The organism is Pedobacter sp. KH_004, from assembly GCF_057840755.1.
Genome location: NZ_CM174519.1, coordinates 762,808 through 787,953 on the forward strand (window position 1 = coordinate 762,808; position 25,146 = coordinate 787,953).

Sequence of the window (25,146 nt, forward strand, 5' to 3'; positions counted from 1 at the left end):
AGTTATACTTTACTGTTATACAACACCGGATTTAGGCTAGGGTCGTTATACATTTTCATTTGTTTATAAACTTTCATGTATTTTTTGCCAGCCTCAATATCAGCCAATAGTTCATTTATGCTTGTCGATAAATCTTCGCGTTGCGTTAATAAAACATTGAGTTTTGTTTGACATTGCTCACGGTGTTCAGCTGATGCACTTTCTCGTTCTGCTTCTTCCTGCATGTGGTATATTTTTAAAGCCAAAATGGAAAGCCTGTCTATAGCCCAAGCCGGGCTTTCCGTGTTGATTTTCGCATTTGGAAAAGCCGAAATCCCGCGATAAAGATTCAAGAAATATCCATCTATAAACTCTACCATGTCGGTACGCACCTGGTTTTGGGCATCAATACGTCTCTTCCATTTCAAACCGTCAACAGGGTCGATCTGCGGGTTACGAACCACATCTTCCATATGCCACTGGGCTGTGTCAATCCAATTTTTAATATAGAAAAGATGTTCTAAAGTCTCGGCATCATAAGGATTTTCAACCGGATGGTCAATATCATCAAACTTATGGTAATCTGTAATTACTTCATTAAAGATGCGGTTGGCAATTTCACTGATCATGAGGCAAAGTTAGGGTTTTTTACAACAGATTTTCACAGGTGAACACCGATTGAGGAATCGTTAAATCCTAAAAGAAAATCTGTGTTGATCCTGTCTATCTGTGGTTATTTATGAAACAACATTTAATCTGCAAATCTGCGGCTAACCTCTTTTAGCGTTAAAATATTCCGTTATTTCCTCTAAAGAAAAAGCATTTAGACATTTATCGGCGCTTAATCCACCTTTGCGGGCCACTAAAATTCCGTAACGCATGTCGTGGAATCCCTCAGTTCTGTGAGCATCGGGGTTTACTGACAGCAAAACGCCTTTTTCCAAAGCATAACGATGCCAACGCCAATCTAAATCCAAACGTAAAGGATTTGCATTAATTTCGATAACGACCTTATTTGCGGCACAGGCATCAATTACTTTTTTATAATCAATCGAGTAACCTGCTCTGCTTAACAACAAACGCCCTGTTGGGTGCCCCAAAATAGTGGTGTAGGGATTTTCAATTGCTTTTAATAACCGGGCAGTCGCTTTGGATTCATCCATTCGAAGGTTGCTGTGCACAGATGCCACCACGAAATCGAAAGTTTTAAGTACTTCGTCGGAATAATCCAAAGAACCATCGCTTAGTATATCACTTTCAATACCTTTAAAAATTTTAAGAGGTGATAATTTCTTGTTCAACTCATCAATTTCGAGATGTTGTGCAAAAACACGTTGCTCATTTAACCCTTTTGCATAAACTGCTGTTTTCGAGTGGTCGCAGATGCCTAAATATTTTAAGTTCAGTGTGTCTTTGCAATAGACCGCCATCTGCTCAAGCGTATGAACTCCATCGCTCCACGTAGAATGATTATGCAAACTTCCTTTTAAGTCTTCGTCCGTGATAAGTTTGGGTAGATTGTTTTCTTTGGCTAATGCTATTTCATCTAAACCTTCACGCAGTTCAGGCTCAATAAATGCTAATCCAGCTTTATTGTAAACAGCCTCTTCACTTTTAAAAGGACCATCGCCAGTCAATTTTAAAACCTGTTCAACGTGTTCGGTATTTCCCGTCAGTTTAAACCATTCTAAATAAAAATCAGATTTATCAACAACAAAAACTTTAATTCTCAAACCAGCTTCCGTTGTAGTAATGAAACAATCTTCGCCAGCAATTAACGAAAGCGGTTCAAAAGTCTCCAGTCTGGTTTGTACTTCCTCTACCTGTTCAGCACCGATTACAAATTCCAACTCATCAATAATTTCGCAAGCACGGCGAAATTGACCCGCAAAGGCTAAGGAAGAATGGTTATCAACTTTAATTAACCATTCGGATATTTGTGCGTATACGGTGTTTGCAAAGCCTTCCACTTGAGCGTAAAGGAATCTACCGTTTGCTGCCAGCTTAAACTCAATAGCATTTTTAATCTCTTCTTGTGTTTTTAAGCCAAAACCTTTCGCTTCAATTAATCGGTTTTCGTTGCAGGCATAATAAAGTTCGCCCATACTTTCAATGCCTAAGGTTCGCCAAATAATTAAAATTTTCTTTGGACCAATCCCTTTGATACTGAGCATTTCTACAACGCCTTCGGGTGTTTCTCCTATAATATCATTTAGTTCTTTAAGTTTGCCGGTTTGCAATAATTCGATGATTTTTCCTGCCAAACTTTTACCAATACCATCAATTTTATCGATCTCATCCAAAGGTTTGTCTTTAAGTGCAAAAGGGAGTTTATCAACCTTAAAATAAGCATTGGCTATTGATTTTATTTTGAATGGATTTACTTCATGTAATTCCATTAACTGCGATAAGAGGCGTAAGGTACGGGCGATGGTTTTGTTTTCCATAAGCTGTAAAATTATGAAATAAAGCGTTAAAACTTTTGGGAGCGGTATTTTTTCAAACAGAATTAATTAATGTGTTGTTCTAGAGTCATGAAATCCTCAAAAATCATCCTTCTTGGCTTGACCATTAGTATGGCAGCTTGTCAATCTTCGGAAAACTCGCAGCATAAAACCGATTCAATCGAAAGTATTGAGTCGGGCCCAGGCCGCATAGTCGATTCTCGCTATTTGATTGTTCCAGGTCGCTCAGTGGGTGAAATTTCTCTGGGTGAGAATATGGAAAAAGTAGGAGCGTTGCTTGGTAAACCCGATGCTGGCGATGCGGCAATGGGCAAGGCCTGGGGTATTTGGTTTAGCAAAGATTCTGTAGGTGAACAAGGAGGTGAAATTGCTGTTTATTCATCTTATCGAGATTCGTCCATGCGAGTGAAAGATGTGAAACAAATTAGAATTACTTCACCGAAGTACAAAACCCAGGATGGTTTCACTGTTGGATTAAATGAATCGCACACGAAATTGAAATTCCCTGCTATGGAACGAATTTCTACTTATTTAAATGAGCGAAAAGATACCGTGACCGTTTACGATGCCAAGCAAGACGGGATTGGATTTGATTTTTTGAAAGGAAAAAGTATTTCTCTAACTGTTCATCCGATGAATCAATCGGTTAATGGAACTTATTTGACTTTACATCCGGAGTGGAAAATGATTGAATAAGTTGGAATAGGGAACAGGGGATAGAGAATTGAAAAGGGGAATAGGAAAAAGGGAAAAAGTAAGAGCGGAGTTGGTCGATGCCATAATCTCTCTTACTTTTTCCATTAAGTATTACTTTATAACTGCTTCAAAAGGCATCCTTGCCTGAATTCCTGAACTGGCAATAACTTTTTTCATTTGCTGATAAAGCATATAATTATCGCCCAACTCTTGTTTGGTGTAGTAAGTCTTGATCCTGTCTGTACTTTCATCCATAAACGATTTCAAAGGATCGACAACATCAGGGTATTCCACCACTTTGTATTCCTTTATTTTTGCTTTTTTTGCTGCAGCCTTAATCGCGTCGTTGAAACTTCCAATTCTATCAGCCAAACCAATTTGAACGGCGTCGGTTCCAATCCAAACGTGGCCACCACCAATGCTATCAATATAAGCTTTGCTTTTCTTTCTGCCATCTGCCACGCGACTTACAAAGCCACTATAAATTCTGTTTAGTTCATTTTGAATAATGAATCTTTCTCCAGCAGTCATCGGGCGGTTTGTTGCCATAATATCAGCGTATTTGCCGGTTTTGACACCATCGAAAGTAATTCCCAATTTGTTGGTCATCAAGTTTTGAAAATTTGGAATGAGGCCAAATACACCAATAGATCCGGTAATAGTGTTTGGCTGAACAAAAATGCTATCGGCAGCACAACCGATGTAATACCCCCCAGATGCCGCAACATCGCCAAATGAAGCGATAACAGGTTTTTCCTTTTTTGTTAATACGATTTCTCTCCAAATCACATCCGATGCTAATGCACTACCGCCCGGAGAATTTACACGGATTACAACTGCTTTAATGTCATCATCTAAACGAGCTTTACGAATTGTTCTCGAAATGCGTTCTGAACCAATTTGGTTATCGTTGCCCTCGCCGCCACTAATTTCGCCATTGGCATAGATTACTGCAACTTTATCCTTTCCAGAACCCGTTTCGATATTGTTCTTAACATAATCATTAATAGACACAGTACGTACATTTTCGCCTCTGGTTCTGCCTGATAATCCCTTTAATTCTTCTAAAATTTGATCTTTATATTTTAGTGCATCAACCATTTTAAAGTTAACCGCATCCTGAGGTTCTCTAACTCTATAATCATCAGCAATTTTGTACAAACTATCTTTTTGAATATCTCTGCTTTTAGCAATATCAGTTAAAAATGTATTGTACAAACCACCCACATAAGCGGTAACTTGTTTACGGTTATAATCACTCATTTTATCTAAAATGAAAGGTTCTACCGCACTTTTGTAATTACCAACACGAATCACCTGCATTTCTACGCCTACTTTTTCCAGCGTACCTTTAAAAAATGTGAGTTCAGAACTAAAACCTTTAAATTCCAAAGCTCCTTCGGGATTTAAATAAACTTTATCAGCAGCAGATGCCAGATAATATGCGCCTTGGGTAAAAACCTCACTGTAAGCAATAATTTTTTTATGTGATTTTTTGAAATCAATTAAAGCATTTCTTACCTCACGCATAGTGGCAAAACCAGCATTCGGACTGCTCACATTCAAATAAATACATTTAATATTGTCATCAGTTTTAGCCCTTTGAATAGATTTTAACAAATCATTTAATCCAATTCCGTCTTTTTCGGTACCCCCAACAATGGGCAGATTTCCAAACGGATTTTTTGGAGTACGTTCTGTAATGGGTTGGTCTAAGTTTAAAAATAGTACCGAGTTGTTTGATACATTAACGGTTTTATCACTATCGATGGAAGAAATAGCTCCAACGATAATTACAAAGATGATGATGAAAACAATAACTGCTGATAGGAAAAATCCTAGCATTGAGGCAAATAGATACTTGAAAAAATCTTTCATTTAAATGTTAATTTTGTGCCGTAAAGATATAAAAATACATGATGCTTAATACGGCTTTAGAGTACCAAACCGCTTATTTGTTACTGGGTGGAAATTTGGGTGATAGAGAAGATAATTTGCGTAAAGCAATTGCACTCATAGCAGAAAATATAGGCTCAGTAGTTTCAATTTCCGCTTTGTATGAAACTGCAGCATGGGGCAAAACTGATCAACCCTCATTTTTAAATCAAGCCGTAGCCGTTGAGACTAACTTTCCTGCTATTGAAGTTTTAGACAAGGCACTAGAGATTGAAAAAAAATTAGGCAGAGTTAGGAAAGATAAATGGGGAGAGCGTTTAATTGATATTGATTTAATTCTATATGGAAATGAGGTTATTGATATCAAAAATAAACTTCAGGTACCTCATCCGCATATGCAAGAAAGAAGATTTGTAATGGCGCCCCTGGCTGAAATTGCCCCAGCTGTTGTACATCCCATTTTGGGGAAAACTCTTTTGGATATTTTTGAAAATATTACAGATAAATTAGACGTTAAGAAATTGTAAATATCTAGCTTTGTTATATGCAAGAGAATCATGATAATCATCCCTTAGATTTATCATATCTTAAAGAAATGGTTGGTCATAATCCAGAATTTATGATCGAAGTTTTTGACACGTTTATTGAACAAACGCCTTTCTATCTGGCCGAGTTGGAAGATGCTTTATCAAGTGAAAATTGGGATAACGTAGGCAATTGTGCGCATAAAATTAAGCCAACATTTAGCTATGTGGGACGGAGCGATGTTAAAGATTTTGTTCAGTCTATCGAAGACAATGCCCGAAATCAGATCGCGGTGGAGCAAATTCCCGCAGATGTTGAATGCTTGAAAGCCTTGTTAGTCGAGATCTATGCTCAATTGGAAGTCGCTAAAAATGAGATTCAATCTAACTGATAACTGATTTTTTGAAAAGCTCAAGTTTGGCTTTAGTTTAAATTATTATTCAGGATTACGTTAAAGCAGGCGTTGCCCTGAATTTATTTCAGGCTATTTAATGAAAGAGATGCTGAAACAAATTCAGCATGAGGATGAAGTAAAAAATTACTTGCAACTATTTCGAACTTATTATATTGCTGCGGCCAGCACCTCTAAAATGTAGGATTGATAAACTGATATAGAGTACCAAAACAAAAGGAAGGGCGGCGAAGTGTAAGACAGCAATTAGCACTGCTGATATCATTAGAAAAATGAATTTTAATTTATTTTTTGCCCAGCTCAAATCACTAAACTTCAAAGAGAAAATCTTGATCTCACTAATCAAGAGAAAACTACTAATTGCAGTGATGGCAACTAATAGCATCGTAGAACCAATTACCTGAGGATAATCCATCGAAATAAACGGTAACGAACAGATAAACAGCGTATTCATTGGCGTATTTAAGCCAATAAAATCTTCGGTTTGGCGCTCATCATTATTAAATTTTGCTAATCGCAAGGCTGAAAAAACAGTAATAAAGAAACCTAAATAGGGTAAATATTCAGAAGTATAATCACTGGCTTTTAGCAGCTGAAACATAATCACGCCTGGTAAAAAACCAAAACTTACCATGTCTGCCAACGAATCCAAATCTTTTCCAATCGCCGACTTTACATTCAACAATCGGGCAGCCATTCCATCAAAAAAATCGAAAATGCCCGAAAGAATGACGAAATAGGCAGCGGTTTGTAAATCGCCTTTAAAAGCAAAAACGATTCCGATACAACCAGAAAACAGATTTGCACAGGTAATCGCATTAGGGATATGCCTTTTCATTTATTTTGAGTTGAAAGTATAAAGTTAAAAGTTTAAAGTGGCTGGATTCGCATTTCGAAAACTTTCAACTTTAAACCTTTAACTTTTAACACTCTACTAGCTGTTCATCGAAATTAAAAATTCTTCATTGCTTTTTGTACCTTTTATCTGAGCTTGTACAAATTCCATCGCCTCTTGGCTATTCATATCTGCCAGGTGGTTACGTAAAATCCAAACACGTTGTAGAATATCTCTGTCTAGCAACAAATCATCTCTACGAGTACTCGAAGCTGTTATATCAATAGCAGGGAAGATACGTTTATTCGATAATTTACGGTCTAATTGTAATTCCATGTTACCAGTTCCTTTAAATTCTTCGAAGATCACTTCGTCCATTTTAGAACCTGTATCGGTTAATGCAGTGGCTAAAATCGTTAATGAACCTCCGTTTTCGATGTTCCGGGCAGCACCAAAGAAACGTTTTGGTTTATGTAATGCATTAGCATCAACACCACCAGATAAAATTTTACCCGATGCAGGAGCAGTGGTGTTGTAAGCACGTGCTAAACGTGTAATCGAATCTAAAAGGATAACCACATCGTGTCCGCTTTCTACCAAACGCTTGGATTTTTCTAAAACAATGTTGGCAATTTTTACGTGTCGTTCAGCTGGCTCATCGAAAGTAGAGGCAATAACCTCAGCCCTTACGCTACGAGCCATATCGGTAACCTCTTCCGGGCGCTCATCAATTAAAAGGATAATTAAATAAACTTCTGGATGATTTTTAGCAATTGCATTTGCAACCTCTTTTAATAAATTGGTTTTTCCGGTTTTTGGTTGAGCTACAATTAACCCACGTTGTCCTTTACCAATTGGTGTAAACAAATCCATAATACGGGTAGAGTAGTTGCTGTTATCCGTAAAAAGATTTAATTTTTCGGTTGGAAAGAGTGGTGTTAAATAATCGAAAGGTACGCGGTCACGAACTTCGGCAGGAATTCTACCATTAATGGTTTCTACACGAACTAATGGGAAATATTTTTCGCCTTCTTTCGGCGGACGAATACTTCCTTTAACGGTATCGCCAGTTTTTAAGCCAAAAAGTTTAATTTGTGATTGAGATACATAAATATCATCAGGAGAGGTTAAGTAGTTGTAATCTGCAGAGCGTAAGAAACCGTAACCATCAGGCATAATTTCTAAAACGCCCTCGTTTGTAATTACGTTATCGAAATCTAAGTTAGAGTAACTGTTTTCGTTTTTGTGGTGGTTACCGCCTCCAGGTTGTTTCTGCTGGCGGTTATCTTCACGTTGAGGTTTTTCTTGCTTTTCTCTTGGCTCTTGTTTTTGTCTCGGAGCCGCAGGAATCACTTCCGCCGATTCTTCAATTAAAGCAGAAATTGGTTTGCTTCCACCGTCTTCCGATTCAACAATTCTGTCTGGTTGTCTTTCTGGTTGTTGTTGGTGTTGCGGCTCATCAAACAAAGTAACCGAATCTCTTCTTCTTTCAATTGGAGCTGCAGGTTCATCTTTACTTAATCTTGCTCTTTTTTTAACCGGTTTTTCTGGTTTTTCTAGAGTAGAAGGAGCAGCAGTGGCTGATGCAGCAACTTTTGTAGTTTTTTCTGCTTTGGCTGCTTTAGTTTTTGGAGCAGGAGCAACTGCAACCGGTTCGCTTTCGCTGTATGGATCTGCTCCTGTGCCTGCTTTAGCTGCATTTATGATTTCTTGCTGGTGTAACAGTACTTCAACAAGGTCAATTTTTCTAAGGGATTCGGCACCTTCAATGCCATAAGATTTTGCAAGCTCACGTAATTCTGGTGTGAGCTTATCATTTAATTCTGTTTTACTAAACATTCTAAATATATATGTTTCAAGAAATTTTTCATTTGTTTACAACGGATGCTTCCTGTCATAAAATGTGCAAAGGCTTCTCTTGTGATTGCGTAAGCCCAGCGGTTTTTTTGTGTATAAATTCTTAAGGCTATAAAACTGTGATGAGCTGGCTAATAGATATACTCAAAATGTTTCATAAATGTTTACGAGCTGAATAAAAACGATTTTCGCTTTTAAAAAATGGTAACAAAAAACAAGTCTTGATAAAATTTTTCTGGGATATTCAGATAAACGGTTGAGAATTATGTTGCAATTGTATGTATTTGAAACGTAATCCGCAAGAAAAAGTTTAAAATGTTTATAAAAATAATGTATGTGAAAATATTTTTGTAGCTCTAAAAACTTAAAAAACCTCATATTTGCAGCAAATAAGCACTTATATGACTAAGCAACAACTTTTCGAGCAGATACAAAAAAAGCGTTCATTTTTATGTGTCGGATTGGATTCTTCATTGGATAAAATTCCAAAACACTTGCTGAAATACGAAAATCCAATTTTGGAATTCAATAGACAGATCATAGATGCGACAAAAGATTTGTGTGTTGCTTATAAACCAAACACTGCATTTTATGAGTGTTATGGTAAGAAAGGTTGGGAAACTTTAATCGAAACATGGAAGTATATCCCACAAGATATTTTTTCTATTGCTGATGCAAAACGTGGCGATATTGGTAATACTTCTGCCATGTACGCAGAAACTTTTTTTAATGAGCAATCATCCGAAATGAGTTTCGATTCGGTTACCGTTGCACCGTATATGGGCAGCGATTCGGTTACACCATTTCTAACTTTTAAGGACAAATGGGTTATTCTTTTAGCCTTAACCTCAAATTCTGGTCATGCCGATTTCCAATTACAGCAAATTGGCGAGGATAGACTTTTTGAAAAGGTATTAAAAACCTCACAACAATGGGCAAGCGATGAACAAATGATGTACGTTGTTGGCGCAACCCGTGGTTCTGCTTTTGCAGATGTACGCAAATTGGCTCCAAATCATTTTCTTTTGGTTCCGGGTGTTGGTGCACAGGGAGGAGATTTGCAGGAGGTTTGCAAGTACGGCTTAAATGCGCAATGCGGATTATTAATTAATTCTTCACGGGGAATTATTTATGCCAGTAATGGCGAAGATTTTGCAGAAAGGGCAAGAGAAGAGGCTTTAAAATTGCAGCAGGAAATGGAACAGATATTGGTGAACGCAAATATTGCTTAGCTACAGCTTCACAGATTGTTCCAATCAAAATTTTTATTGGCCACGAAAACGGCAACTTAAATTTATTTCCGTGTTTTCTGTGTTTCCGTGGCAAACTTCTAACCAACCATGAAATCCAAAATAGATTTAAAACTTATCCTTGCCTTAACTGGCGTTGCCTTAATTTGGGGAACAACCTATTTGGGTATCCGTGTTGCCGTAGAAAGTATTCCTGCCTGGTATGTAACAGCCATTCGCCAAACAATTGCATCTTTAATTATTCTAATCATCCTTATCAAACAGAAAGAATTAAAGTGGATAGGATGGGCAAGTTTTAAAAGGCAAATATTGCTTTCTATTTTGATGGTTGTAATAGCGAATGGTATGACCACTGTCGCCGAAAAAACGATTCCAAGTGGATTGACTTCTTTGATAAACGCCACTTCGCCTCTTCTGGTTTTTCTGGGTTGCGTTTTCCTGGGGATTCAAAAACCGAGTTTAAAGGGGGGTGTTGGTGTGTTTGTTGGTTTCCTTGGAATCGTCTTCATTTTTCGGGATGGTATTAGCGACTTGCTAGAACCGGGCTACAGAAATGGGATTTTGTCATTAGTGATCGCCGTTTCCGGGTGGACAATCGGTACCATTTACTCGAAAAAACATAGCGGGAAACCGCAGTACATATTTTTAAATCTTTTTTATCAATTTGTATTCTCTGCAATTGTTCAACTGGGTTTAGCCTTGATTTTTTCTGGCAAGGCTGAGGTAAGCTCCTGGAAAACCGAAAGTATCTTTGCTGCGGTTTACCTTGCAGTATTTGGCTCGGTGCTAGGCTATTTCTGCTATCACTATGCATTGAAAAAGGTTTCTGCATCCGAGGTATCTATCCTAACTTATTTTAATACAGTTATCGCAATATTTTTGGGATGGTTAATTTTAAATGAACATGTTGGTATAGATTTAATTGTTGCAACTGTTTTGATTATTGCTGGTGTTTTTATCACGAATTATAAGAAGAAAGCGGAAGTAGTTTAATATTCTTTTCGTTATTTCCACCATAGTGGAGACATCTTCAAACGAAAACTGAACTATATTCACGGCGCCGAATAAATTAAACCAAAACTTTAAGGAATATTTCATTATCTTCAATAATAAATTTTCCTGAGGATTTTCTTCATTATGTTTGGCAATTTAGATCGTTTGACAATAATGATTTGAAAACGGCTAATGGAGAAAATCTGAAAATCATTCATCAAGGTCTTCTAAATAAGAACGCTGGTGCTGATTTTAGTAACAGTAAAATACATCTTGGTGAAACGATTTGGCAGGGAATATTGAAATTCATATCAAGGCTTCAGATTGGTTAAAGCACAATCATCAAACCGATGCGGTTTAGATAACGTAATACTGCATGTGGTTTATGAGAATGATATAGAAATTAAACGAATGGATGGGTCTGTTCTGCCTGTCTTTGAATTAAAAAATCGCATTGCGAATGAATTAATTGAGAAGTACCAAAATCTGTTTCTAACACTGACTGATTTTCCCTTCATCGCTCAAATTAGAACTGTAGATAAATTAATTGTCGATTCATTTTTATCAAGAACATTAATCGAGAGATTTGAGCAGAAAACACATACGGTAATAGAAACACTCAGCGAGTTAAATGGCAATTGGGATGAAATTTCCTACCGGTTCATGGCCCGAAACTTTGGTTTCAAGGTAAATGCTTTACCTTTCGAACTCTTCGCGAAGGCGATACCACAGCGAATCTAAAGCAAGCATAAAGATAATTTACTATTAATTGAGGCTTTAGTGTTCGGTTCAGCCGGCTTTTTAAATGATAATTTTAAAGAAGAATATCCTGCAACGCTTAACGAGATTCCAGTTTATCCAAAAGAAATATAAAATACAACCCATTGAGGTTTCCGTTTGGAAATTTATGCGGATGCGGCCACAAAATTTCCCCACCATTCGTTTAGCGCAATTTGCTACATTAATTGTAAAAGCAAATCATCTATTTTCGAGAGTGATGGAGATCAGTGGTGTTGCTGAGCTTCGTGGGTTGTTCGAAAACCTTCCTGTAAATGACTTTTGGAAAACACACTACCATTTTAAAAAAGAAACGCAGGAAGTAAGTATTCAAATAGGTAAAACATCAATTGATAATATTTTGCTTAACACTGTCGCTTTGTTTCTATTTGCTTATGGCAAACATACCGGGACACAATTCTATGTGAGCAGGGCGATTAAGTTATTAGAAAGGTTACCCTCAGAGCGAAATGCAATTACTGAAAAATTTACCGCTGCAGGTGTAATAATAGATAACGCTTTTGCATCGCAAGGGATTTTGCAATTGAAAAAACAATATTGCGATCAGAAAAAATGTCTATCTTGTGGTATTGATATAAAAATTTTAAAGCAGGCATAACTACTTAAATTTAACCAAACTTTCTACCTTATAAATTGGTTTATCCATTATGGAATTTCCACACGAACTTAAAGAGCTTTATCCCGACAAAATTATCGAAGTGAGAGGCAATGCTGATGCTTTGACAGTGATATTGAATGCCGATGTTGATATAGAAAAATTTAAAAATGATTTGAAGAAAAAGTATTCAGGTTTAGAAGAACAACAAATTTTGTTCATTAAACATGAAAACAGGCAAGACTTCGAAAAGCTCATTTTAGAATAGTGCAACTCCGAGTCTAACCGAAATAATTGTTAAATTAGTGCTGATACTTCACCTTTCTTTTTTGATATTGATAAACAATAAATAAAATGAGCTAACCATGTTTCAAAGAATCATCACCTATTTCGAGCAACAAAGTTTTGGCGTATCTACATACCTGGCCAATAAACTAAATATGAGTACGGCGAAAGTACGTTTGTTTTTTATTTATTCCTCTTTCCTGGCTGTAGGTTTTCCGATTCTGTTTTATTTCCTGGCAGCGGTTGTTTTGGATATTAGAACCTACATGAAAAAGATTAGGTTAAGAATTTGGGAGTAGAATCCCAAACCCCTGAAGAGTTTTCCCTTTCTAGTGTTTGATTAATGCGCCTCAGTTATACCTCTTCATTTTAAAACAGGTATCTTCAACCTTATACTTCTTGCTTTTCATTCCCACTTTAGGGGGCTACTCCTCCCTCAAAATCTCTGCAATTTCATTAAATCCCTTTTCTGCGGCTAAATCTGCTGGCAATTTCCCCCCTTCCATGCGTAAGCCTACTTCTGCTCCATGTTCTAAAAGCACGATGATTAATTCAATGTTCCCCAATTGTGCTGCGGTATGTAAAGGTGCTAAGCCAGCTTTCTGACAAACGTTAGGATAAGCACCGGCATCTAAAAGCATCTTCGTGATGTTAATGTTATTAGCCGCAACTGCGGAATGAATCGGAAAAACATTAAATCCATTCTTAGATGCTAAGTTCACATCTGCACCTTTGAGTACCAGAAATCTTGCTAATTCTTCATGACCAAAGTAACAGGCTAGACCCAATGGCGTAAATCCATCTTCAGAGAATTTATTAACATCATCAGGGTTTTGGAAAATAAGTAGGGTAGCGATATCGAATTTGCCAACAGCGCAAGCTTCAAACAAAGTCAGCTGATTAGAAAATTCTGCAATTATATCTGCTATGCTTTGCTTTTTATAATAACAGGCTAGTAGCAATGGAGAAATGTGATGAGAAGTATTCGTATTTGCCAGTTGTGGATTTTGAATCAAAATCTTTTTTACCGCCTCCAAATTTCCTGCTTCAATTTGTTCTTCGAGTTCCGATATACTCATGTTATTGATTTTAGTACAAATAATCGATTTAAATTAACAAAAAAATAATGGAGTTTGAAACCTCAGCTTAAAATATATAGAAGCGTAGAGGCAAAGCACAAGACATACGATTTTGCAGGAGCAGGGTTTTGATAGAGTTTAGAACGTTGGTTAAATAAACCCGATAAAAGCGGAAATACTTTTTCGTTGTTACAATCTTGAATACGTTGTCATTCTGAGGCACGAAGAATCTGCAAGCTATGAAACAGATTCTTCGTGCCTACCATTGACGTTTCTAACTTTCCGTCTTTGCGAAATCGATTTTTCATCGATAGAAGCTCCAGAGGAATGCCTTTGACACAATCTCCCTTGTTGTATTCTTTTATTAAAGGAGATTGCCTGGTGCCTCGCCTGCCTGCCGCAGGCAGGCAAGACCGTTCTTAACGTCATTTATATTGATTTTCATGAAATAAATTACCCCTCACAATAACAGAAGTTTGATAAAAATTGTAGCGGATGGCAGGGCTACAGCTGCGATAAAAAACCGAACATGCTTTTTTAAAATAAAAATCCCGTTTAACCTCTCCAGGCAAAACGGGATAAAACCTAAAACAAAATCCGTTTCATTTGACAAAACGTACAACTTGTGTGTTGTTAAAATAATAGACAAGTTTTTCTGTTTAAGGTTTAATACTGGTTTAATAATTTTATTTATTTTAAGGCTGATTTAAAAACGCAAGAGATACAACTATATATTTTATATTTGTTCAATATTAACATTAGTACAGAAAATGGCGGTAAGGGGAAACCAGTTTAAAACCAACACATTCAGAGATAAAGGTGCAGAAAATGCGTCAGGTAGGCCATCGTCAAATCGCCAGCCGAAAGAAAAAAGAGAATATTTACCAAGTTTCGACTTGCAGGATGGACGCGCAATAAAAATTGTAGGCCTGTTTTTTGTTATCCTTTCACTTTACTTTTTAATAGCTTTTACATCTTATTTATTTACCTGGCAAGATGACCAGAGTTATGTTATTGATGCCAACGGCGGCTGGGGAAATTTGTTTAAAACAGCTGAGGAACTTAAAGATTCGGGCGTTACTATTCCGGTTGTACAAAACTGGTTAGGTAAATTTGGTGCCTTATTATCTCATCAATTTATTTACGAATGGTTCGGTATTGCTTCGTTTTTATTTGTATTGGCTTTCTTCATTATCGGATACAGATTGTTATTCAAGGTTAAGATTCTTTCCATTTCTAAAACTTTAGGATACAGTTTTTTCTTCTTATTGTTCATCTCGCTTACCTTAGGTTTTGCTCACGGCTTTTGGTCGGAGTCGCCACATTATGTTGAGGGGGAATTCGGTTATTGGAGCAATAAGTTATTGGCGGCGCAAATAGGGGCAGCTGGTGTAGCTGGCTTAATTGCTTTCGCCGGTTTAACAATTTTGATCATCGCTTATAACATCGATTTTAAATTTCCAGAGCGTAAGGAAAAAGAAGTTTATCTGGATAACGAAACGCCTGATTATGTAAATGAGGTGAGGGAAAAATTTTCTCAAAATAAAGAGGTGGAGGAGGCATCGGCACCGATCGAGTTTCCTTTGCGTGATAAACCGTCCGTAAGCACCGAACGCAGACAGCAAAATGTAGTGATACAGCCCAACCGTTACGAAGCAAAAGAGCAAGAAGAAGAGGTAATTGCCCCTGTAACTTTATCGCCGCTGGCTACGAATTTGCCATTATCAACAGCAGCAACAGCAGCCACCTCTATGCCTTTAACAGTGGAGCCAACTATTCAGGAGGAAGAAAAGGAACCTGCATTTACAATTGAAAAAACGGAAGAAGAGAAAAAATCGGAAGATTTAGTTGAACAATTTGGTAATTATGATGAGAAGCTAGATTTAGCGGGTTATAAATACCCGACAGTTGATTTGCTAGAGAATTATGGTACCAATAAAATTTCTGTCAACGCCGAAGAGCTGGAAGCCAATAAAAATAAAATTGTAGAAACGCTTAATCATTATAATATTGAAATTGATAAGATTAAGGCTACAATTGGTCCAACGGTTACACTTTATGAAATTATTCCAGCGCCAGGCGTAAGGATTTCGAAAATTAAAAACCTGGAAGATGATATTGCGCTTTCATTAGCTGCGCTGGGTATTCGTATTATTGCGCCAATGCCTGGAAAGGGAACAATAGGTATCGAGGTTCCAAATCAACATCCAGAAATGGTGCCGATGCGTAGCATTTTGAACACCGAAAAATGGACTTCCAACACCATGGATTTGCCGATAGCTTTAGGTAAAACCATCAGCAATGAAGTTTTTATAGCTGATTTGGCTAAAATGCCCCATTTATTAGTGGCCGGGGCTACGGGTCAGGGTAAGTCGGTTGGGATTAACTCCATTTTGGTTTCGCTGTTATTCAAAAAACACCCTGCACAATTAAAGTTTGTATTGGTCGATCCTAAAAAGGTGGAGTTAACTTTATTTAACAGAATTGAGCGCCATTTTTTGGCTAAACTACCTGGAGAAGCCGATGCGATTATTACCGATACTAAGAAAGTGGTTAATACACTGAATTCGCTTTGTATTGAAATGGATCAGCGTTACGATTTACTGAAAGATGCGCAGGTTAGAAATTTAAAAGAGTATAACGATAAATTTATCAAGCGGAAGCTGAACCCAAACAACGGGCACCGTTTTTTACCTTTCATCGTTTTAGTTGTTGATGAGTTTGCCGATTTAATGATGACGGCTGGTAAAGAAGTAGAGGCGCCCATAGCCCGTTTAGCGCAGTTGGCCCGTGCCATTGGTATTCACCTAGTTTTAGCCACCCAACGTCCATCGGTAAATATTATAACCGGTACCATTAAGGCCAATTTCCCTGCAAGGTTAGCATTTAGGGTGCTTTCGAAAATTGACTCAAGAACAATTTTAGACAGTGGCGGTGCAGATCAGTTAATTGGCCGTGGAGATATGCTTTTATCTACCGGAAGCGACTTAATCAGGCTACAGTGTGCTTTTGTTGATACACCGGAAGTAGATCGGATTTCTGAATTTATTGGTAATCAACGCGGCTATTCGGATGCCTACCAATTGCCAGAATACATAGACGAGGCTGGAGAAGGTAGTAAGGCCGACTTCGATCCGAACGAGCGTGATAAGTTTTTTGAGGATGCTGCCAGATTGATAGTGATGCATCAGCAAGGCTCTACATCATTAATTCAACGTAAGCTGAAGTTGGGTTACAACCGTGCTGGTAGAATTATCGACCAGTTGGAAGCTGCCGGAATTGTTGGTCCGTTTGAAGGAAGTAAAGCTCGGGAAGTTTTATATCCAGATGAATATTCTTTGGAACAGTTCTTGAATAGTATGGATGACAAGAGCTAGATTAAACCAATACTAAAAAAATCGCTCTAACATTTCAAAGAAAAAATTTAATATAAGATGAAGAAATTAATTTCAGCATTAATGGTTGTAGTTGCTTTTACAACATCAACTTATGCTCAAACTGATGCAAAGGCGAAGGCGATTTTAGCAGAAGTAAGTAAAAAATACAAATCGTATAACATTGTGAAAACAGATTTCTCTTTCACTTTGGATAATCCGAAAGCTAAGGTAAAAGAAACACAGCAAGGTACTTTGTATGTGAAAGCCAATTCCAATAAGTACAAAGTCGCAATGACAAATCAAGAATTATTTAGCGATGGTAAAAGCCAATGGACTTACCTTAAAAAGGACAAAGAAGTGCAAGTGAGCAATGTAGATAACAGCGGCGATGCCATTAATCCTGCAAAAATCTTTACCGTTTACGAAAAAGGTTTTAAATACATTTATACGGGCGAAGAAAAAGTTGGAGCGAAAACCTATCAAATGATAGATTTGACTCCGGTAGATGCAAAGAAATCAATTTTTAAAGTTCGTTTAAGTATTGATAAGGCTGCTAAGCAAATTGCGAATGTGGTGTTGTTTGATAAAAATGGAAACAAATACACTTACAATGTGAAAACTTTTTCTCCTAACGTAAATATCCCGGAAGCTACTTTTGCATTCGATGCAAAAAAATATCCAGGTGTTGAAGTAGTAGATTTAAGATAATTTTTTTTCCGCTTTGCGGGACATAATTTTAGAAGGTTCAGTTGGAAACAGCTGAACCTTTTTCTGTTGCAAGATGTACCAATCGACTTTTGTTGCTCTAAACGCGGTGAGGAATCTCTTCTATGGTCGCAGGTCATCTGAGTCTCTCTAATCTTTAAAATAAGCCTTAACAAAAGCGATTAAAAAAATCATGCCTGTCTTTATGAATGCTGCATAGATTTCTCTAAGTTTGTTGCAATGTCGTTGCCACTAACAAACCATACTTTAGAGAAGCTAGAGCAATTGCTTTTTGCGATGGGTTTTAAGGTTCGCTATGAAAAGGGTAACTTTAAAACGGGTTCTTGTCTTCTGGAGCATAATAAGATTATCGTGGTTAATAAATTCTCCAATTTGGAAGGAAAAATAGCAGCTTTAGTTGCTTTGGTTAAGCAAACCAATCCTAATGAAAATATATTAGACGAAAAGCAACGACATTTTTTTCATTCTTTACAACAAATCGAATTATTTTAATGCAAGCGCAGGTAGCAGATTATAGATGTAGAAAGGAAGTTTCATTACGATGAAAATTACTTTTTTAGGCACCGGTACATCACAAGGGGTTCCTGTAATTGCATGTAACTGCGAAGTTTGTACATCTACCGACAAAAAAAACAACAGGTTAAGAACATCAATTTTAATTGAAACTAACGACAAAACTATTGTTGTCGACAGTGGTCCTGATTTTCGTTATCAGCTCTTGCGTGAAAAAGTGAAGAATTTGGATGCGGTTTTATTTACCCACGAGCATAAAGATCATATTGCTGGTTTAGATGATATTCGGCCTTTTAATTATTTACTCCATAAGGTTATAGATGTTTATGCTACAGAACGTGTTCAAGCTGCTTTAAAAAGAGAATTTTATTACATTTTTGCAGAAACTAAATATCACGGTTTGCCGCAAATTAATCTTCACACCATTAACAACGGCGAAGATTTTAAAATAGGGGAGAATACGATCATACCATTTGAAGTCATGCATCATTTATTGCCGATCACGGGTTATCGGATTGGCGATTTTACTTATATCACTGATGCGAAAACTATTCCCGAAGCTAGTTTTGAAAAAATAAAGGGAACAAAAATATTGGTGCTAAATGCCTTGCAGCATGAACCACATATTTCTCACTTCACCTTAAACGAAGCGATGAAATTTTCGCAAAAGGTTGGTGCAGAGATTACTTACTTAACGCATATCAGTCACAATTTGGGTTTGCATGAATCCGTAGAAAAGCATTTGCCAACTAACATCAGGTTGGCTTACGATGGATTGAAAATTCAATTGTAAATCTCTGTTTCCAAAACCTAAAAAAAAATTATATTTGCACTCCACTTACTCGGGTGGCGAAATTGGTAGACGCACCAGCTTGAGGGGCTGGCGCCCGTACGGGTGTGGGAGTTCGAATCTCCTCTCGAGTACTTTCGTGAATGTTAAAGCCCTGTAAATTAAATATCTACAGGGCTTTTTTTGCGCAAATACGTTTTAGGAACAGTTATATTCTTCTGCTTGAAATAAATAGTCTAACCACTTTGACCTAGGCAATTACTCCATTTGGTCAATAGATATGTTTGTCACTCTTACTGCTTGATAGATAAATCTTGAAAGATCATCGTTTCTTTTAACTAATCAATTTGTAAGCTTATTCTTCCCGATTTATCACATACAAATAGGATAGCAAAATTACCTTACTTCCATTTTTAGAAGTTTAATCACTTATTATTACTTTAGCAGTTATGCAAGTCTTATCAATATTATTATTCCTTTAACAACTTTTTACGGTGAGTTTGAGGTACTGATAAAAAAAATCGGAAATACACGTTTATATAGAAAAGCGAACTGGAAAAAAGATTTTGCAAAAACAGTTAAAAAGAAAGAAGACCTTTCGTTGAGTCATGGTGAGGTCTACTCTGCAGTTTATTTGACTTCTGTAGAATTCCAGAAACATCGTGATACGGATATCTTTGACGATGTTTTTTGCATCCATGCCATCGCAGTGCGAGGAGGGCGGGTATCAGAGAGTGAACTTGAGAACCTAAGCCTTCGGGTAATCTCAAAAACTCTAGATAAAAATATTAAGAGTTTCATCAATCAATTACAACGACACCTTAAAGAAAGTGATAATTACGGTGAAGGTGTAGGCAATGGAATGCTATATGGCAGAACCTTTTACAACCGATCAGAAATTGTAAGAAAAACATTATGGTTCTTCTTTGAAAGGAAGTTCCAGCCCTTGTCAGTTGATTAAAATGAACCGGGTGTGAGACTTGCTTCTGGTCGTGAATATTAATCTTGATTTTATATTTCAAAGACTTATCTTTGATTTTTACAAATAAAATGAACTCCATCACGATCAAAGAATTTTATCAGGATATATTGGGAGAAAGCTGTCCTGATATAAATCAATTTCTAACGGATAACATTCATAAAGATGTTGGCCATTTCAATGTTTTTGATATTTCAGAAATTGCCAAGACCTGCACCTCGAAAACAGGTATGCCTTACAATAAGAGAACTTATTACAAGATAAGCTTAATTAGCGGGCAAAATAGAGTGGAATATGCAGATAAAACGGTGGTGATTGACGATTGCGCTGTGCTGTTTGCTTCTCCTAAAATCCCTTATAACTACACCCATCTCTGTACCGAGCAATCTGGACATTTTTGCGTTTTTACCAAAGATTTTCTTCCTGCCTCAAAGATTGGGTTAGAAGTCGACAATCTGCCTGTTTTTTCACCACAAAGCGATTTCGTCTATCAAATATCAACAGAACAGTATCAAAAATTTGAAATGGTTTTCTTAAAAATGCATGAGGAAATACAATCTGATTATATTTATAAGTACGATTTATTAAGGAACTATTTGATGGAGCTGATTCATTTTGGGCAAAAATTAAAGCCTATTCTGCCGGTTGAAAACATTAAAACTGCCGCTTCGAGAACCACAACCTTATTTATCGAGCTATTGGAAAGACAGTTTCCGATTGAAAATATTAGTCAAATCTTAAAACTAAAAACCCCAGCAGATTTCGCCGGGATTTTAGGCGTTCATATCAACCACCTTAACAGAGTTTTGAAAGATACCACAGGCAAAACCACGGGCGAAATTATCGGCAGCCGCATTTTTAGAGAAGCCAAAATTTTGCTTACACAAACTTCCTGGAATGTTTCTGAAATTGCCTTCACATTAGGATTTGAAGAGGTAGCGCATTTCTCAAATTTTTTTAAGAAATATGGAAATCAGTCGCCACAACATTTCAGAGAACTAGCTATTGTTTGATTTTCGCAAATTTTCGTTTGATTTGTACAAACGCCTCGTTAGCTTTGTTGATGATCTTTGTTTTAGTAATTAAAACGAAAAATAATGACAAGTAAAATAGCTTTAGTAACAGGTGCCAGCCGCGGGTTGGGTAAAGATTCGGTTATCGCATTAGCAAATAGAGGATTTGATATTATTCTAACCTACCAAACAAAGAAAGAATCTGCTGACGAAGTAGTAAAAGAAATCGAAGCATTAGGGCAAAACGCATTTGCATTACATTTGGATATCTCCTCAACTGCTGGATTTAATCAGTTTGTTTCGGAGGTAAAAAATCTTTTAGATACCCAATTTTCTTCAGCAAAATTAGATGCGTTAGTAAATAATGCCGGAATCGGAATTAACGAGAGTTTCGAAACTACAACTGAAGAAACATTGGATGCAATGACAAATATCCATTTTAAAGGACCTTATTTCTTAACGCAAAAGTTATTGCCTTTATTAAATGATGGAAGCAGCGTGGTGAACACTTCTTCCGGGTTGGCAAGATTCTCTTTTGCAGGTTATTCAGCCTATGGCGCAATGAAAGCAGCCATAGATTCATTATCAAGATACCAGGCTGTAGAATTGGGAAGCAGAAAAATCAGAGTGAATTCTATTGCTCCTGGAGCTATCGAAACAGATTTTGGGGGCGGTGCCGTTCGTGACAGTGCAGAATATAACCAGCTTATTTCTTCACAAACTGCCCTAGGAAGAGTGGGTTTGCCTGATGATATTGGAAGCGTTGTTGCATTTCTTTGCTCAGATGATGCTAAATGGATTAATGCACAAAGAATTGAAGTATCTGGTGGATTCAGAGCTTAATTCCATCTAGTACATATCTAAAACCCATTTAACAATCTGTTAAATGGGTTTTTGCATTTATAAAGATTATATGATAAATGCTCATTTAATAATTATCTAAGTTTTTTGTGAGATTTAAAATATAGAGGCATTTATGCAAAGTTCAAATGTATGATGAGATTATCCATTTAAATTTTTAGGCAGCAAAATCTCATTGATATTGCGACATATTTTTTAATGTTGAGTTTAAAAGTTAGTTTTGTACACTAACCGAATATATCTTAGGAGCAACCTGTCTGATCCAAAATTTGAAAATGGGGTAAATAGGGTAGAAAATGAGCATAAGAATTTTGATGATTATTATCAATCAACCTCAAAACGAAAATTTGAAGGTTGGCCAATTCTTTGGGTTTTTAATTGTACTCCTTGTAGTATTTCTAATTCTGTACTATACAGGAACAACCACAAGTATTTTAAAGTGGATTGATGGGAAGTAGTAGATCTGATTTTCGAATAGCTGGAATACAGATATTGCTATTCAATTTTAAATGAATACTTGATGAGCGTTAATTTAGATTGGAATGTATTAAAATTTTTCGTCGTCGCTGGGAATTTGTTCAGCTGAGAAATAACAATATAACATAAGACCAAAAGATAATATGTAAAATACTGCGGTGATAATTAGGAAAGTGCTCATAATGTTGATTATTTGGTTAGTGTAATTATAACATTAAGTTATCATAAATATTATAGTAGAAACGCTGAATGATTTCAATAATTATCAACATTTTCAAAAATAGTGTTGAAAACTATTTACTTAGTTGGTTTATCATTTTGGCGCCTGCTTAAATTTTCGTCGTAATTGCTCTTATGTAGGAGTTTGTCTGTCTGATTTACCCCCTCAATATGACCTAAATAGCAACACATCAATTTTATAGTATTGGCTAATTTTATTTTGTCTTTAATAAACCAATTAAATATGAGTGTACAGCCAAAATGCAGCAAACTTTATGGTTTTATGGTGCTATATGATATGCAGACCGATTTTCTCGTAAGAGCGCTAGACGAGATTAAGGAAGCAGATGCACAAAAACGATTGGATACGAAAGCAAACCACATCGCTTGGATAACCGGGAGTGTGGTTTCTGGTCGCTATTATCTTGCAAGCTTATTGGGTATTGATGCTGAATTTTTAACAGGTGAACTTTTTAAAGATAACCATGGAATAATTGATGACGCTAATTATCCTTCATTAGCTGATTTTAAAAAAGATTGGGAGTCGATTTCACCCTCGCTGCAGGAGGCATTGAGTAATGCATCAGAAGAAAAATTAAATCAAAAAATAGAAATGCCAGGCATGGAAATGACTTTGTTTGATATGGTTAGTTTTACCAGCTATCGCGAAGCCAATTGCATCGGACAAATTGCACTGTGGAGAAGGTTGCTGGGCTACGCAGGAATGAGTTATATGTAATCGTTAACTAAATTTGCACTTGTTTGCATCAATTGAATTCAAAAGATAAACGTTAATGAGGAACAAAAAACTGGAGCTTTTACAACCCTTTGTAGGAAATTGGACTACCCAAGGACATACAGTTGATGGAAAGAGCATTATAGGTACCGATGTGTATAAATGGATAGACGGCGCTTTTTTTATGATACATTATGTGGATGTCTGTTTTGCGGATATGAAGTCTAGCTCGATAGAAATTATTCATTATGATGATTTAGAAGATGTTTTCAGAACACAAGCCTTTGGAAGCGATGGTTCAATATCAATATCTACAATAAAAATATTGGATGACATCATTCTCATTTTTGCTGATAGTGAGCGTTTTCAAGGTAAATTTAAGCTTAATAAAATAGAAGGTACTTGGGAACAAAGAATTAATGGAGAGTGGCAACAGTGGATGGATATTCAACTAACAAAGACATCATGCCGTTGAAGAAACTTAGTTTAAATGGCAAAGCCGAAGTTGATGAATTTATCAACCAGTTGAATCATCCTTATAAGGAGGAGATATTGCTGTTGCGTTCCATCATTATCAATGCTAACAGTGATATAACGGAAAGGGTAAAATGGAATGCACCAAGCTTTTATAGCAAAAATGATATGGCTGCGTTTAATCTTAGGGCCAAGGGATATGTTCAAATTATATTTATCTTTTATGATGGCAAAATGCTTGAAGATTCATCGTTTTTACAAGGAAGTTGGAAAGATAGAAGAGAAGCTCGGTTTTACGGTGTGGAAGACATCAAAATGAAGCAATCTGCATTGGAGCAGTTTGTAAATAACTGGCTAAGTTTATAAAACAGACAACATAAAACTTAATAAACTAAAACATGAAAATTGCAGTAATTATTATCCGCGTATTATTAGGAGGCATGTATATTTTTGCTTCAGTACCAGTTCTTTTTAATATTTCGATGGGCGAAATGCCCAAAATGACGGCTGATCAAACCACCTTTATGTCGGGAATTATGGTAGCCAAGTACTTATTTCCTTTAATTAAAGTTACAGAGTTGATAGCTGGCCTGATGTTATTGATAGGAAGAACGGCACCATTAGCAGCAATAGTTATTTTTCCAATAACCTTAAATATTTTCTTGTATCATGCTTTTTTAGGCCCTAAAGAATTACCTATGGTTGGTGTAATGTTATTATTTAATTTGTTTTTATTTTACGCTTACCGCCAAAAATATTTGCCTATCATTTCTAAATAATATTTTCCCTTATTAAAACTTTCTCATACTTTTTTGCTTTATTTATTGTTTCAATATAAAAGATGATTAATTATCTTTAAAAACTAACTGATAATAAAAATATGAGAAAATTTCCCTTTTTGCTGCTGCTTTTTGTGGCTGTTTCATTTTCGGCATTGGCGCAAAGCAAAGATGCTATAGTTGGTAAATGGCTTAATTCATCTGGCGAAGGACAAATAGAGATCTTCAAAAAAGGAGATAAATATTATGGAAAGTTAGCCTGGATGAAAGAACCAAATCTAAATGGAAAACCAAAGTTAGATGCCAGAAATCCAGATGCTGGTTTGCAAAAAAGATCACTGCTTAATTTAGAGATTTTGAAGAACTTTGTTTATGAGGATGGCAAGTGGACCGATGGTACAATATACGATCCAAAAAGTGGTAAAACTTATAGCTGTAACATGAGTTTAAAAGGAAATGATGTTTTAAACGTTCGGGGGTACGTAGGGATTTCACTCCTTGGACGTTCGGAAACCTTCAGAAGAGTAAAATAGTTAA

At 36.5% G+C, this 25,146-nt stretch carries 26 protein-coding genes, 1 tRNA gene and 2 pseudogenes; 23 read left to right on the plus strand and 6 right to left on the minus strand.

Annotated features, from left to right (window positions below; translation table 11 throughout):
* Nucleotides 1–2 precede the first annotated feature (2 nt).
* Nucleotides 3–608 carry a DUF4254 domain-containing protein gene (locus AC3ITD_RS03495; protein ID WP_265797620.1) on the minus strand — a complete coding sequence of 202 codons (606 nt, stop codon included), beginning with the start codon at nt 606–608 and terminating at the stop codon, nt 3–5.
* Nucleotides 609–749: 141 nt separating this feature from the next.
* A complete protein-coding gene (locus AC3ITD_RS03500; RefSeq protein ID WP_489364027.1) occupies nt 750–2,426 on the minus strand; it encodes a helix-hairpin-helix domain-containing protein in 1,677 nt (558 codons plus the stop codon).
* Nucleotides 2,427–2,513: 87 nt separating this feature from the next.
* On the opposite strand from AC3ITD_RS03500, the gene AC3ITD_RS03505 reads away from it, so the two are divergent.
* A complete protein-coding gene (locus tag AC3ITD_RS03505) occupies nt 2,514–3,140 on the plus strand; it encodes a hypothetical protein (RefSeq protein WP_489364029.1) in 627 nt (208 codons plus the stop codon).
* Nucleotides 3,141–3,251: 111 nt separating this feature from the next.
* Here AC3ITD_RS03505 and sppA read toward each other — a convergent pair whose 3' ends face one another.
* Nucleotides 3,252–5,018, minus strand: a complete 1,767-nt coding sequence (sppA, locus tag AC3ITD_RS03510; RefSeq protein WP_489364031.1) for a signal peptide peptidase SppA — start codon at nt 5,016–5,018, stop codon at nt 3,252–3,254.
* Between the two features lie 38 nt (nt 5,019–5,056).
* Between sppA and folK the strand changes: the two genes are divergently transcribed.
* Both folK and AC3ITD_RS03520 read left to right on the plus strand, forming a co-directional pair.
* A complete protein-coding gene (gene folK, locus AC3ITD_RS03515) occupies nt 5,057–5,563 on the plus strand; it encodes a 2-amino-4-hydroxy-6-hydroxymethyldihydropteridine diphosphokinase (RefSeq protein ID WP_489364033.1) in 507 nt (168 codons plus the stop codon).
* A 17-nt stretch (nt 5,564–5,580) separates the two neighbouring features.
* Nucleotides 5,581–5,952, plus strand: coding sequence for an Hpt domain-containing protein (locus tag AC3ITD_RS03520; protein ID WP_489364035.1), 372 nt, complete (start codon nt 5,581–5,583; stop codon nt 5,950–5,952).
* A 157-nt stretch (nt 5,953–6,109) separates the two neighbouring features.
* Here the strand turns inward: AC3ITD_RS03520 and pssA are convergent, their stop codons facing one another.
* Both pssA and rho read right to left on the minus strand, forming a co-directional pair.
* Nucleotides 6,110–6,811, minus strand: coding sequence for a CDP-diacylglycerol--serine O-phosphatidyltransferase (gene pssA / locus AC3ITD_RS03525; protein WP_265797612.1), 702 nt, complete (start codon nt 6,809–6,811; stop codon nt 6,110–6,112).
* A gap of 96 nt (nt 6,812–6,907) precedes the next feature.
* A complete protein-coding gene (gene rho, locus AC3ITD_RS03530) occupies nt 6,908–8,647 on the minus strand; it encodes a transcription termination factor Rho (RefSeq protein WP_489364038.1) in 1,740 nt (579 codons plus the stop codon).
* 419 nt (nt 8,648–9,066) lie between these two features.
* Here rho and pyrF point away from each other — a divergent pair, with 419 nt between their 5' ends.
* The 6 genes and pseudogenes from pyrF (at nt 9,067) to AC3ITD_RS03560 (ending at nt 12,885) form a co-directional block, all read left to right on the plus strand.
* Nucleotides 9,067–9,897, plus strand: coding sequence for an orotidine-5'-phosphate decarboxylase (pyrF, locus tag AC3ITD_RS03535; RefSeq protein ID WP_489364040.1), 831 nt, complete (start codon nt 9,067–9,069; stop codon nt 9,895–9,897).
* A 108-nt stretch (nt 9,898–10,005) separates the two neighbouring features.
* The gene (locus tag AC3ITD_RS03540) at nt 10,006–10,908 is read left to right on the plus strand and encodes a DMT family transporter (RefSeq protein ID WP_489364042.1); all 903 of its coding nucleotides are present in this window, start codon (nt 10,006–10,008) and stop codon (nt 10,906–10,908) included.
* Between the two features lie 179 nt (nt 10,909–11,087).
* Nucleotides 11,088–11,269: pseudogene (locus tag AC3ITD_RS03545) on the plus strand (DUF2851 family protein).
* 50 nt (nt 11,270–11,319) lie between these two features.
* A pseudogene (locus AC3ITD_RS03550) lies at nt 11,320–12,304 on the plus strand (DUF2851 family protein).
* Nucleotides 12,305–12,353: 49 nt separating this feature from the next.
* Complete coding sequence (locus tag AC3ITD_RS03555) at nt 12,354–12,569, plus strand: hypothetical protein (protein ID WP_265797606.1); 216 nt, start codon at nt 12,354–12,356, stop codon at nt 12,567–12,569.
* Nucleotides 12,570–12,666: 97 nt separating this feature from the next.
* Entirely contained in the window at nt 12,667–12,885 is a 219-nt protein-coding gene (locus tag AC3ITD_RS03560) for a PspC domain-containing protein (RefSeq protein WP_056849744.1), read from the plus strand.
* 126 nt (nt 12,886–13,011) lie between these two features.
* Here AC3ITD_RS03560 and AC3ITD_RS03565 read toward each other — a convergent pair whose 3' ends face one another.
* On the minus strand, nt 13,012–13,665 hold the full coding sequence (locus AC3ITD_RS03565; RefSeq protein ID WP_265797605.1) for an ankyrin repeat domain-containing protein: 654 nt from the start codon (nt 13,663–13,665) through the stop codon (nt 13,012–13,014).
* Nucleotides 13,666–14,435: 770 nt separating this feature from the next.
* Here AC3ITD_RS03565 and AC3ITD_RS03570 point away from each other — a divergent pair.
* The 14 genes from AC3ITD_RS03570 to AC3ITD_RS03635 all read left to right on the plus strand — a co-directional run bounded on the left by AC3ITD_RS03570 (nt 14,436) and on the right by AC3ITD_RS03635 (nt 25,142).
* Nucleotides 14,436–17,042 carry an FtsK/SpoIIIE family DNA translocase gene (locus AC3ITD_RS03570; RefSeq protein WP_489364045.1) on the plus strand — a complete coding sequence of 869 codons (2,607 nt, stop codon included), beginning with the start codon at nt 14,436–14,438 and terminating at the stop codon, nt 17,040–17,042.
* A 57-nt stretch (nt 17,043–17,099) separates the two neighbouring features.
* Entirely contained in the window at nt 17,100–17,750 is a 651-nt protein-coding gene (gene lolA1 / locus AC3ITD_RS03575; protein WP_463483206.1) for an outer membrane lipoprotein periplasmic chaperone LolA1, read from the plus strand.
* A gap of 237 nt (nt 17,751–17,987) precedes the next feature.
* Nucleotides 17,988–18,260 carry a hypothetical protein gene (locus AC3ITD_RS03580; RefSeq protein WP_489364047.1) on the plus strand — a complete coding sequence of 91 codons (273 nt, stop codon included), beginning with the start codon at nt 17,988–17,990 and terminating at the stop codon, nt 18,258–18,260.
* 49 nt (nt 18,261–18,309) lie between these two features.
* Nucleotides 18,310–19,074, plus strand: coding sequence for an MBL fold metallo-hydrolase (locus AC3ITD_RS03585; protein ID WP_489364049.1), 765 nt, complete (start codon nt 18,310–18,312; stop codon nt 19,072–19,074).
* A 47-nt stretch (nt 19,075–19,121) separates the two neighbouring features.
* A tRNA-Leu gene (locus AC3ITD_RS03590) sits at nt 19,122–19,205 on the plus strand.
* Nucleotides 19,206–19,672: 467 nt separating this feature from the next.
* Nucleotides 19,673–20,032 carry a hypothetical protein gene (locus AC3ITD_RS03595; protein ID WP_489364051.1) on the plus strand — a complete coding sequence of 120 codons (360 nt, stop codon included), beginning with the start codon at nt 19,673–19,675 and terminating at the stop codon, nt 20,030–20,032.
* Nucleotides 20,033–20,121: 89 nt separating this feature from the next.
* Entirely contained in the window at nt 20,122–21,063 is a 942-nt protein-coding gene (locus AC3ITD_RS03600) for a helix-turn-helix domain-containing protein (protein ID WP_489364053.1), read from the plus strand.
* 84 nt (nt 21,064–21,147) lie between these two features.
* On the plus strand, nt 21,148–21,906 hold the full coding sequence (locus AC3ITD_RS03605; protein ID WP_265797590.1) for an SDR family NAD(P)-dependent oxidoreductase: 759 nt from the start codon (nt 21,148–21,150) through the stop codon (nt 21,904–21,906).
* A 314-nt stretch (nt 21,907–22,220) separates the two neighbouring features.
* Entirely contained in the window at nt 22,221–22,382 is a 162-nt protein-coding gene (locus AC3ITD_RS03610; RefSeq protein ID WP_489364055.1) for a hypothetical protein, read from the plus strand.
* Between the two features lie 482 nt (nt 22,383–22,864).
* Nucleotides 22,865–23,359, plus strand: coding sequence for a DinB family protein (locus AC3ITD_RS03615; protein WP_265797589.1), 495 nt, complete (start codon nt 22,865–22,867; stop codon nt 23,357–23,359).
* Nucleotides 23,360–23,414: 55 nt separating this feature from the next.
* The gene (locus AC3ITD_RS03620; protein ID WP_489364058.1) at nt 23,415–23,831 is read left to right on the plus strand and encodes a hypothetical protein; all 417 of its coding nucleotides are present in this window, start codon (nt 23,415–23,417) and stop codon (nt 23,829–23,831) included.
* Nucleotides 23,822–24,196: a DUF1801 domain-containing protein gene (locus AC3ITD_RS03625; protein WP_265797587.1), complete on the plus strand. Its 375-nt coding sequence runs from the start codon at nt 23,822–23,824 to the stop codon at nt 24,194–24,196. Before AC3ITD_RS03620 ends, AC3ITD_RS03625 begins: the two co-directional genes overlap by 10 nt.
* Before the next feature lie 32 nt (nt 24,197–24,228).
* Nucleotides 24,229–24,609, plus strand: a complete 381-nt coding sequence (locus AC3ITD_RS03630; RefSeq protein WP_265797586.1) for a DoxX family membrane protein — start codon at nt 24,229–24,231, stop codon at nt 24,607–24,609.
* Between the two features lie 101 nt (nt 24,610–24,710).
* Complete coding sequence (locus AC3ITD_RS03635; protein WP_489364060.1) at nt 24,711–25,142, plus strand: DUF2147 domain-containing protein; 432 nt, start codon at nt 24,711–24,713, stop codon at nt 25,140–25,142.
* Nucleotides 25,143–25,146 lie beyond the last annotated feature (4 nt).

Bases quoted from the DNA above. Each gene is read 5' to 3' on its own strand.
- AC3ITD_RS03495 (WP_265797620.1), bottom strand. From the start codon at position 608: ATGATCAGTGAAATTGCCAACCGCATCTTTAATGAAGTAATTACAGAT.
- AC3ITD_RS03500 (WP_489364027.1), bottom strand. From the start codon at position 2,426: ATGGAAAACAAAACCATCGCCCGTACCTTACGCCTCTTATCGCAGTTA.
- AC3ITD_RS03505 (WP_489364029.1), top strand. From the start codon at position 2,514: ATGAAATCCTCAAAAATCATCCTTCTTGGCTTGACCATTAGTATGGCA.
- sppA (WP_489364031.1), bottom strand. From the start codon at position 5,018: ATGAAAGATTTTTTCAAGTATCTATTTGCCTCAATGCTAGGATTTTTC.
- folK (WP_489364033.1), top strand. From the start codon at position 5,057: ATGATGCTTAATACGGCTTTAGAGTACCAAACCGCTTATTTGTTACTG.
- AC3ITD_RS03520 (WP_489364035.1), top strand. From the start codon at position 5,581: ATGCAAGAGAATCATGATAATCATCCCTTAGATTTATCATATCTTAAA.
- pssA (WP_265797612.1), bottom strand. From the start codon at position 6,811: ATGAAAAGGCATATCCCTAATGCGATTACCTGTGCAAATCTGTTTTCT.
- rho (WP_489364038.1), bottom strand. From the start codon at position 8,647: ATGTTTAGTAAAACAGAATTAAATGATAAGCTCACACCAGAATTACGT.
- pyrF (WP_489364040.1), top strand. From the start codon at position 9,067: ATGACTAAGCAACAACTTTTCGAGCAGATACAAAAAAAGCGTTCATTT.
- AC3ITD_RS03540 (WP_489364042.1), top strand. From the start codon at position 10,006: ATGAAATCCAAAATAGATTTAAAACTTATCCTTGCCTTAACTGGCGTT.
- AC3ITD_RS03555 (WP_265797606.1), top strand. From the start codon at position 12,354: ATGGAATTTCCACACGAACTTAAAGAGCTTTATCCCGACAAAATTATC.
- AC3ITD_RS03560 (WP_056849744.1), top strand. From the start codon at position 12,667: ATGTTTCAAAGAATCATCACCTATTTCGAGCAACAAAGTTTTGGCGTA.
- AC3ITD_RS03565 (WP_265797605.1), bottom strand. From the start codon at position 13,665: ATGAGTATATCGGAACTCGAAGAACAAATTGAAGCAGGAAATTTGGAG.
- AC3ITD_RS03570 (WP_489364045.1), top strand. From the start codon at position 14,436: ATGGCGGTAAGGGGAAACCAGTTTAAAACCAACACATTCAGAGATAAA.
- lolA1 (WP_463483206.1), top strand. From the start codon at position 17,100: ATGAAGAAATTAATTTCAGCATTAATGGTTGTAGTTGCTTTTACAACA.
- AC3ITD_RS03580 (WP_489364047.1), top strand. From the start codon at position 17,988: ATGTCGTTGCCACTAACAAACCATACTTTAGAGAAGCTAGAGCAATTG.
- AC3ITD_RS03585 (WP_489364049.1), top strand. From the start codon at position 18,310: ATGAAAATTACTTTTTTAGGCACCGGTACATCACAAGGGGTTCCTGTA.
- AC3ITD_RS03600 (WP_489364053.1), top strand. From the start codon at position 20,122: ATGAACTCCATCACGATCAAAGAATTTTATCAGGATATATTGGGAGAA.
- AC3ITD_RS03605 (WP_265797590.1), top strand. From the start codon at position 21,148: ATGACAAGTAAAATAGCTTTAGTAACAGGTGCCAGCCGCGGGTTGGGT.
- AC3ITD_RS03610 (WP_489364055.1), top strand. From the start codon at position 22,221: ATGAGCATAAGAATTTTGATGATTATTATCAATCAACCTCAAAACGAA.
- AC3ITD_RS03615 (WP_265797589.1), top strand. From the start codon at position 22,865: ATGAGTGTACAGCCAAAATGCAGCAAACTTTATGGTTTTATGGTGCTA.
- AC3ITD_RS03620 (WP_489364058.1), top strand. From the start codon at position 23,415: ATGAGGAACAAAAAACTGGAGCTTTTACAACCCTTTGTAGGAAATTGG.
- AC3ITD_RS03625 (WP_265797587.1), top strand. From the start codon at position 23,822: ATGCCGTTGAAGAAACTTAGTTTAAATGGCAAAGCCGAAGTTGATGAA.
- AC3ITD_RS03630 (WP_265797586.1), top strand. From the start codon at position 24,229: ATGAAAATTGCAGTAATTATTATCCGCGTATTATTAGGAGGCATGTAT.
- AC3ITD_RS03635 (WP_489364060.1), top strand. From the start codon at position 24,711: ATGAGAAAATTTCCCTTTTTGCTGCTGCTTTTTGTGGCTGTTTCATTT.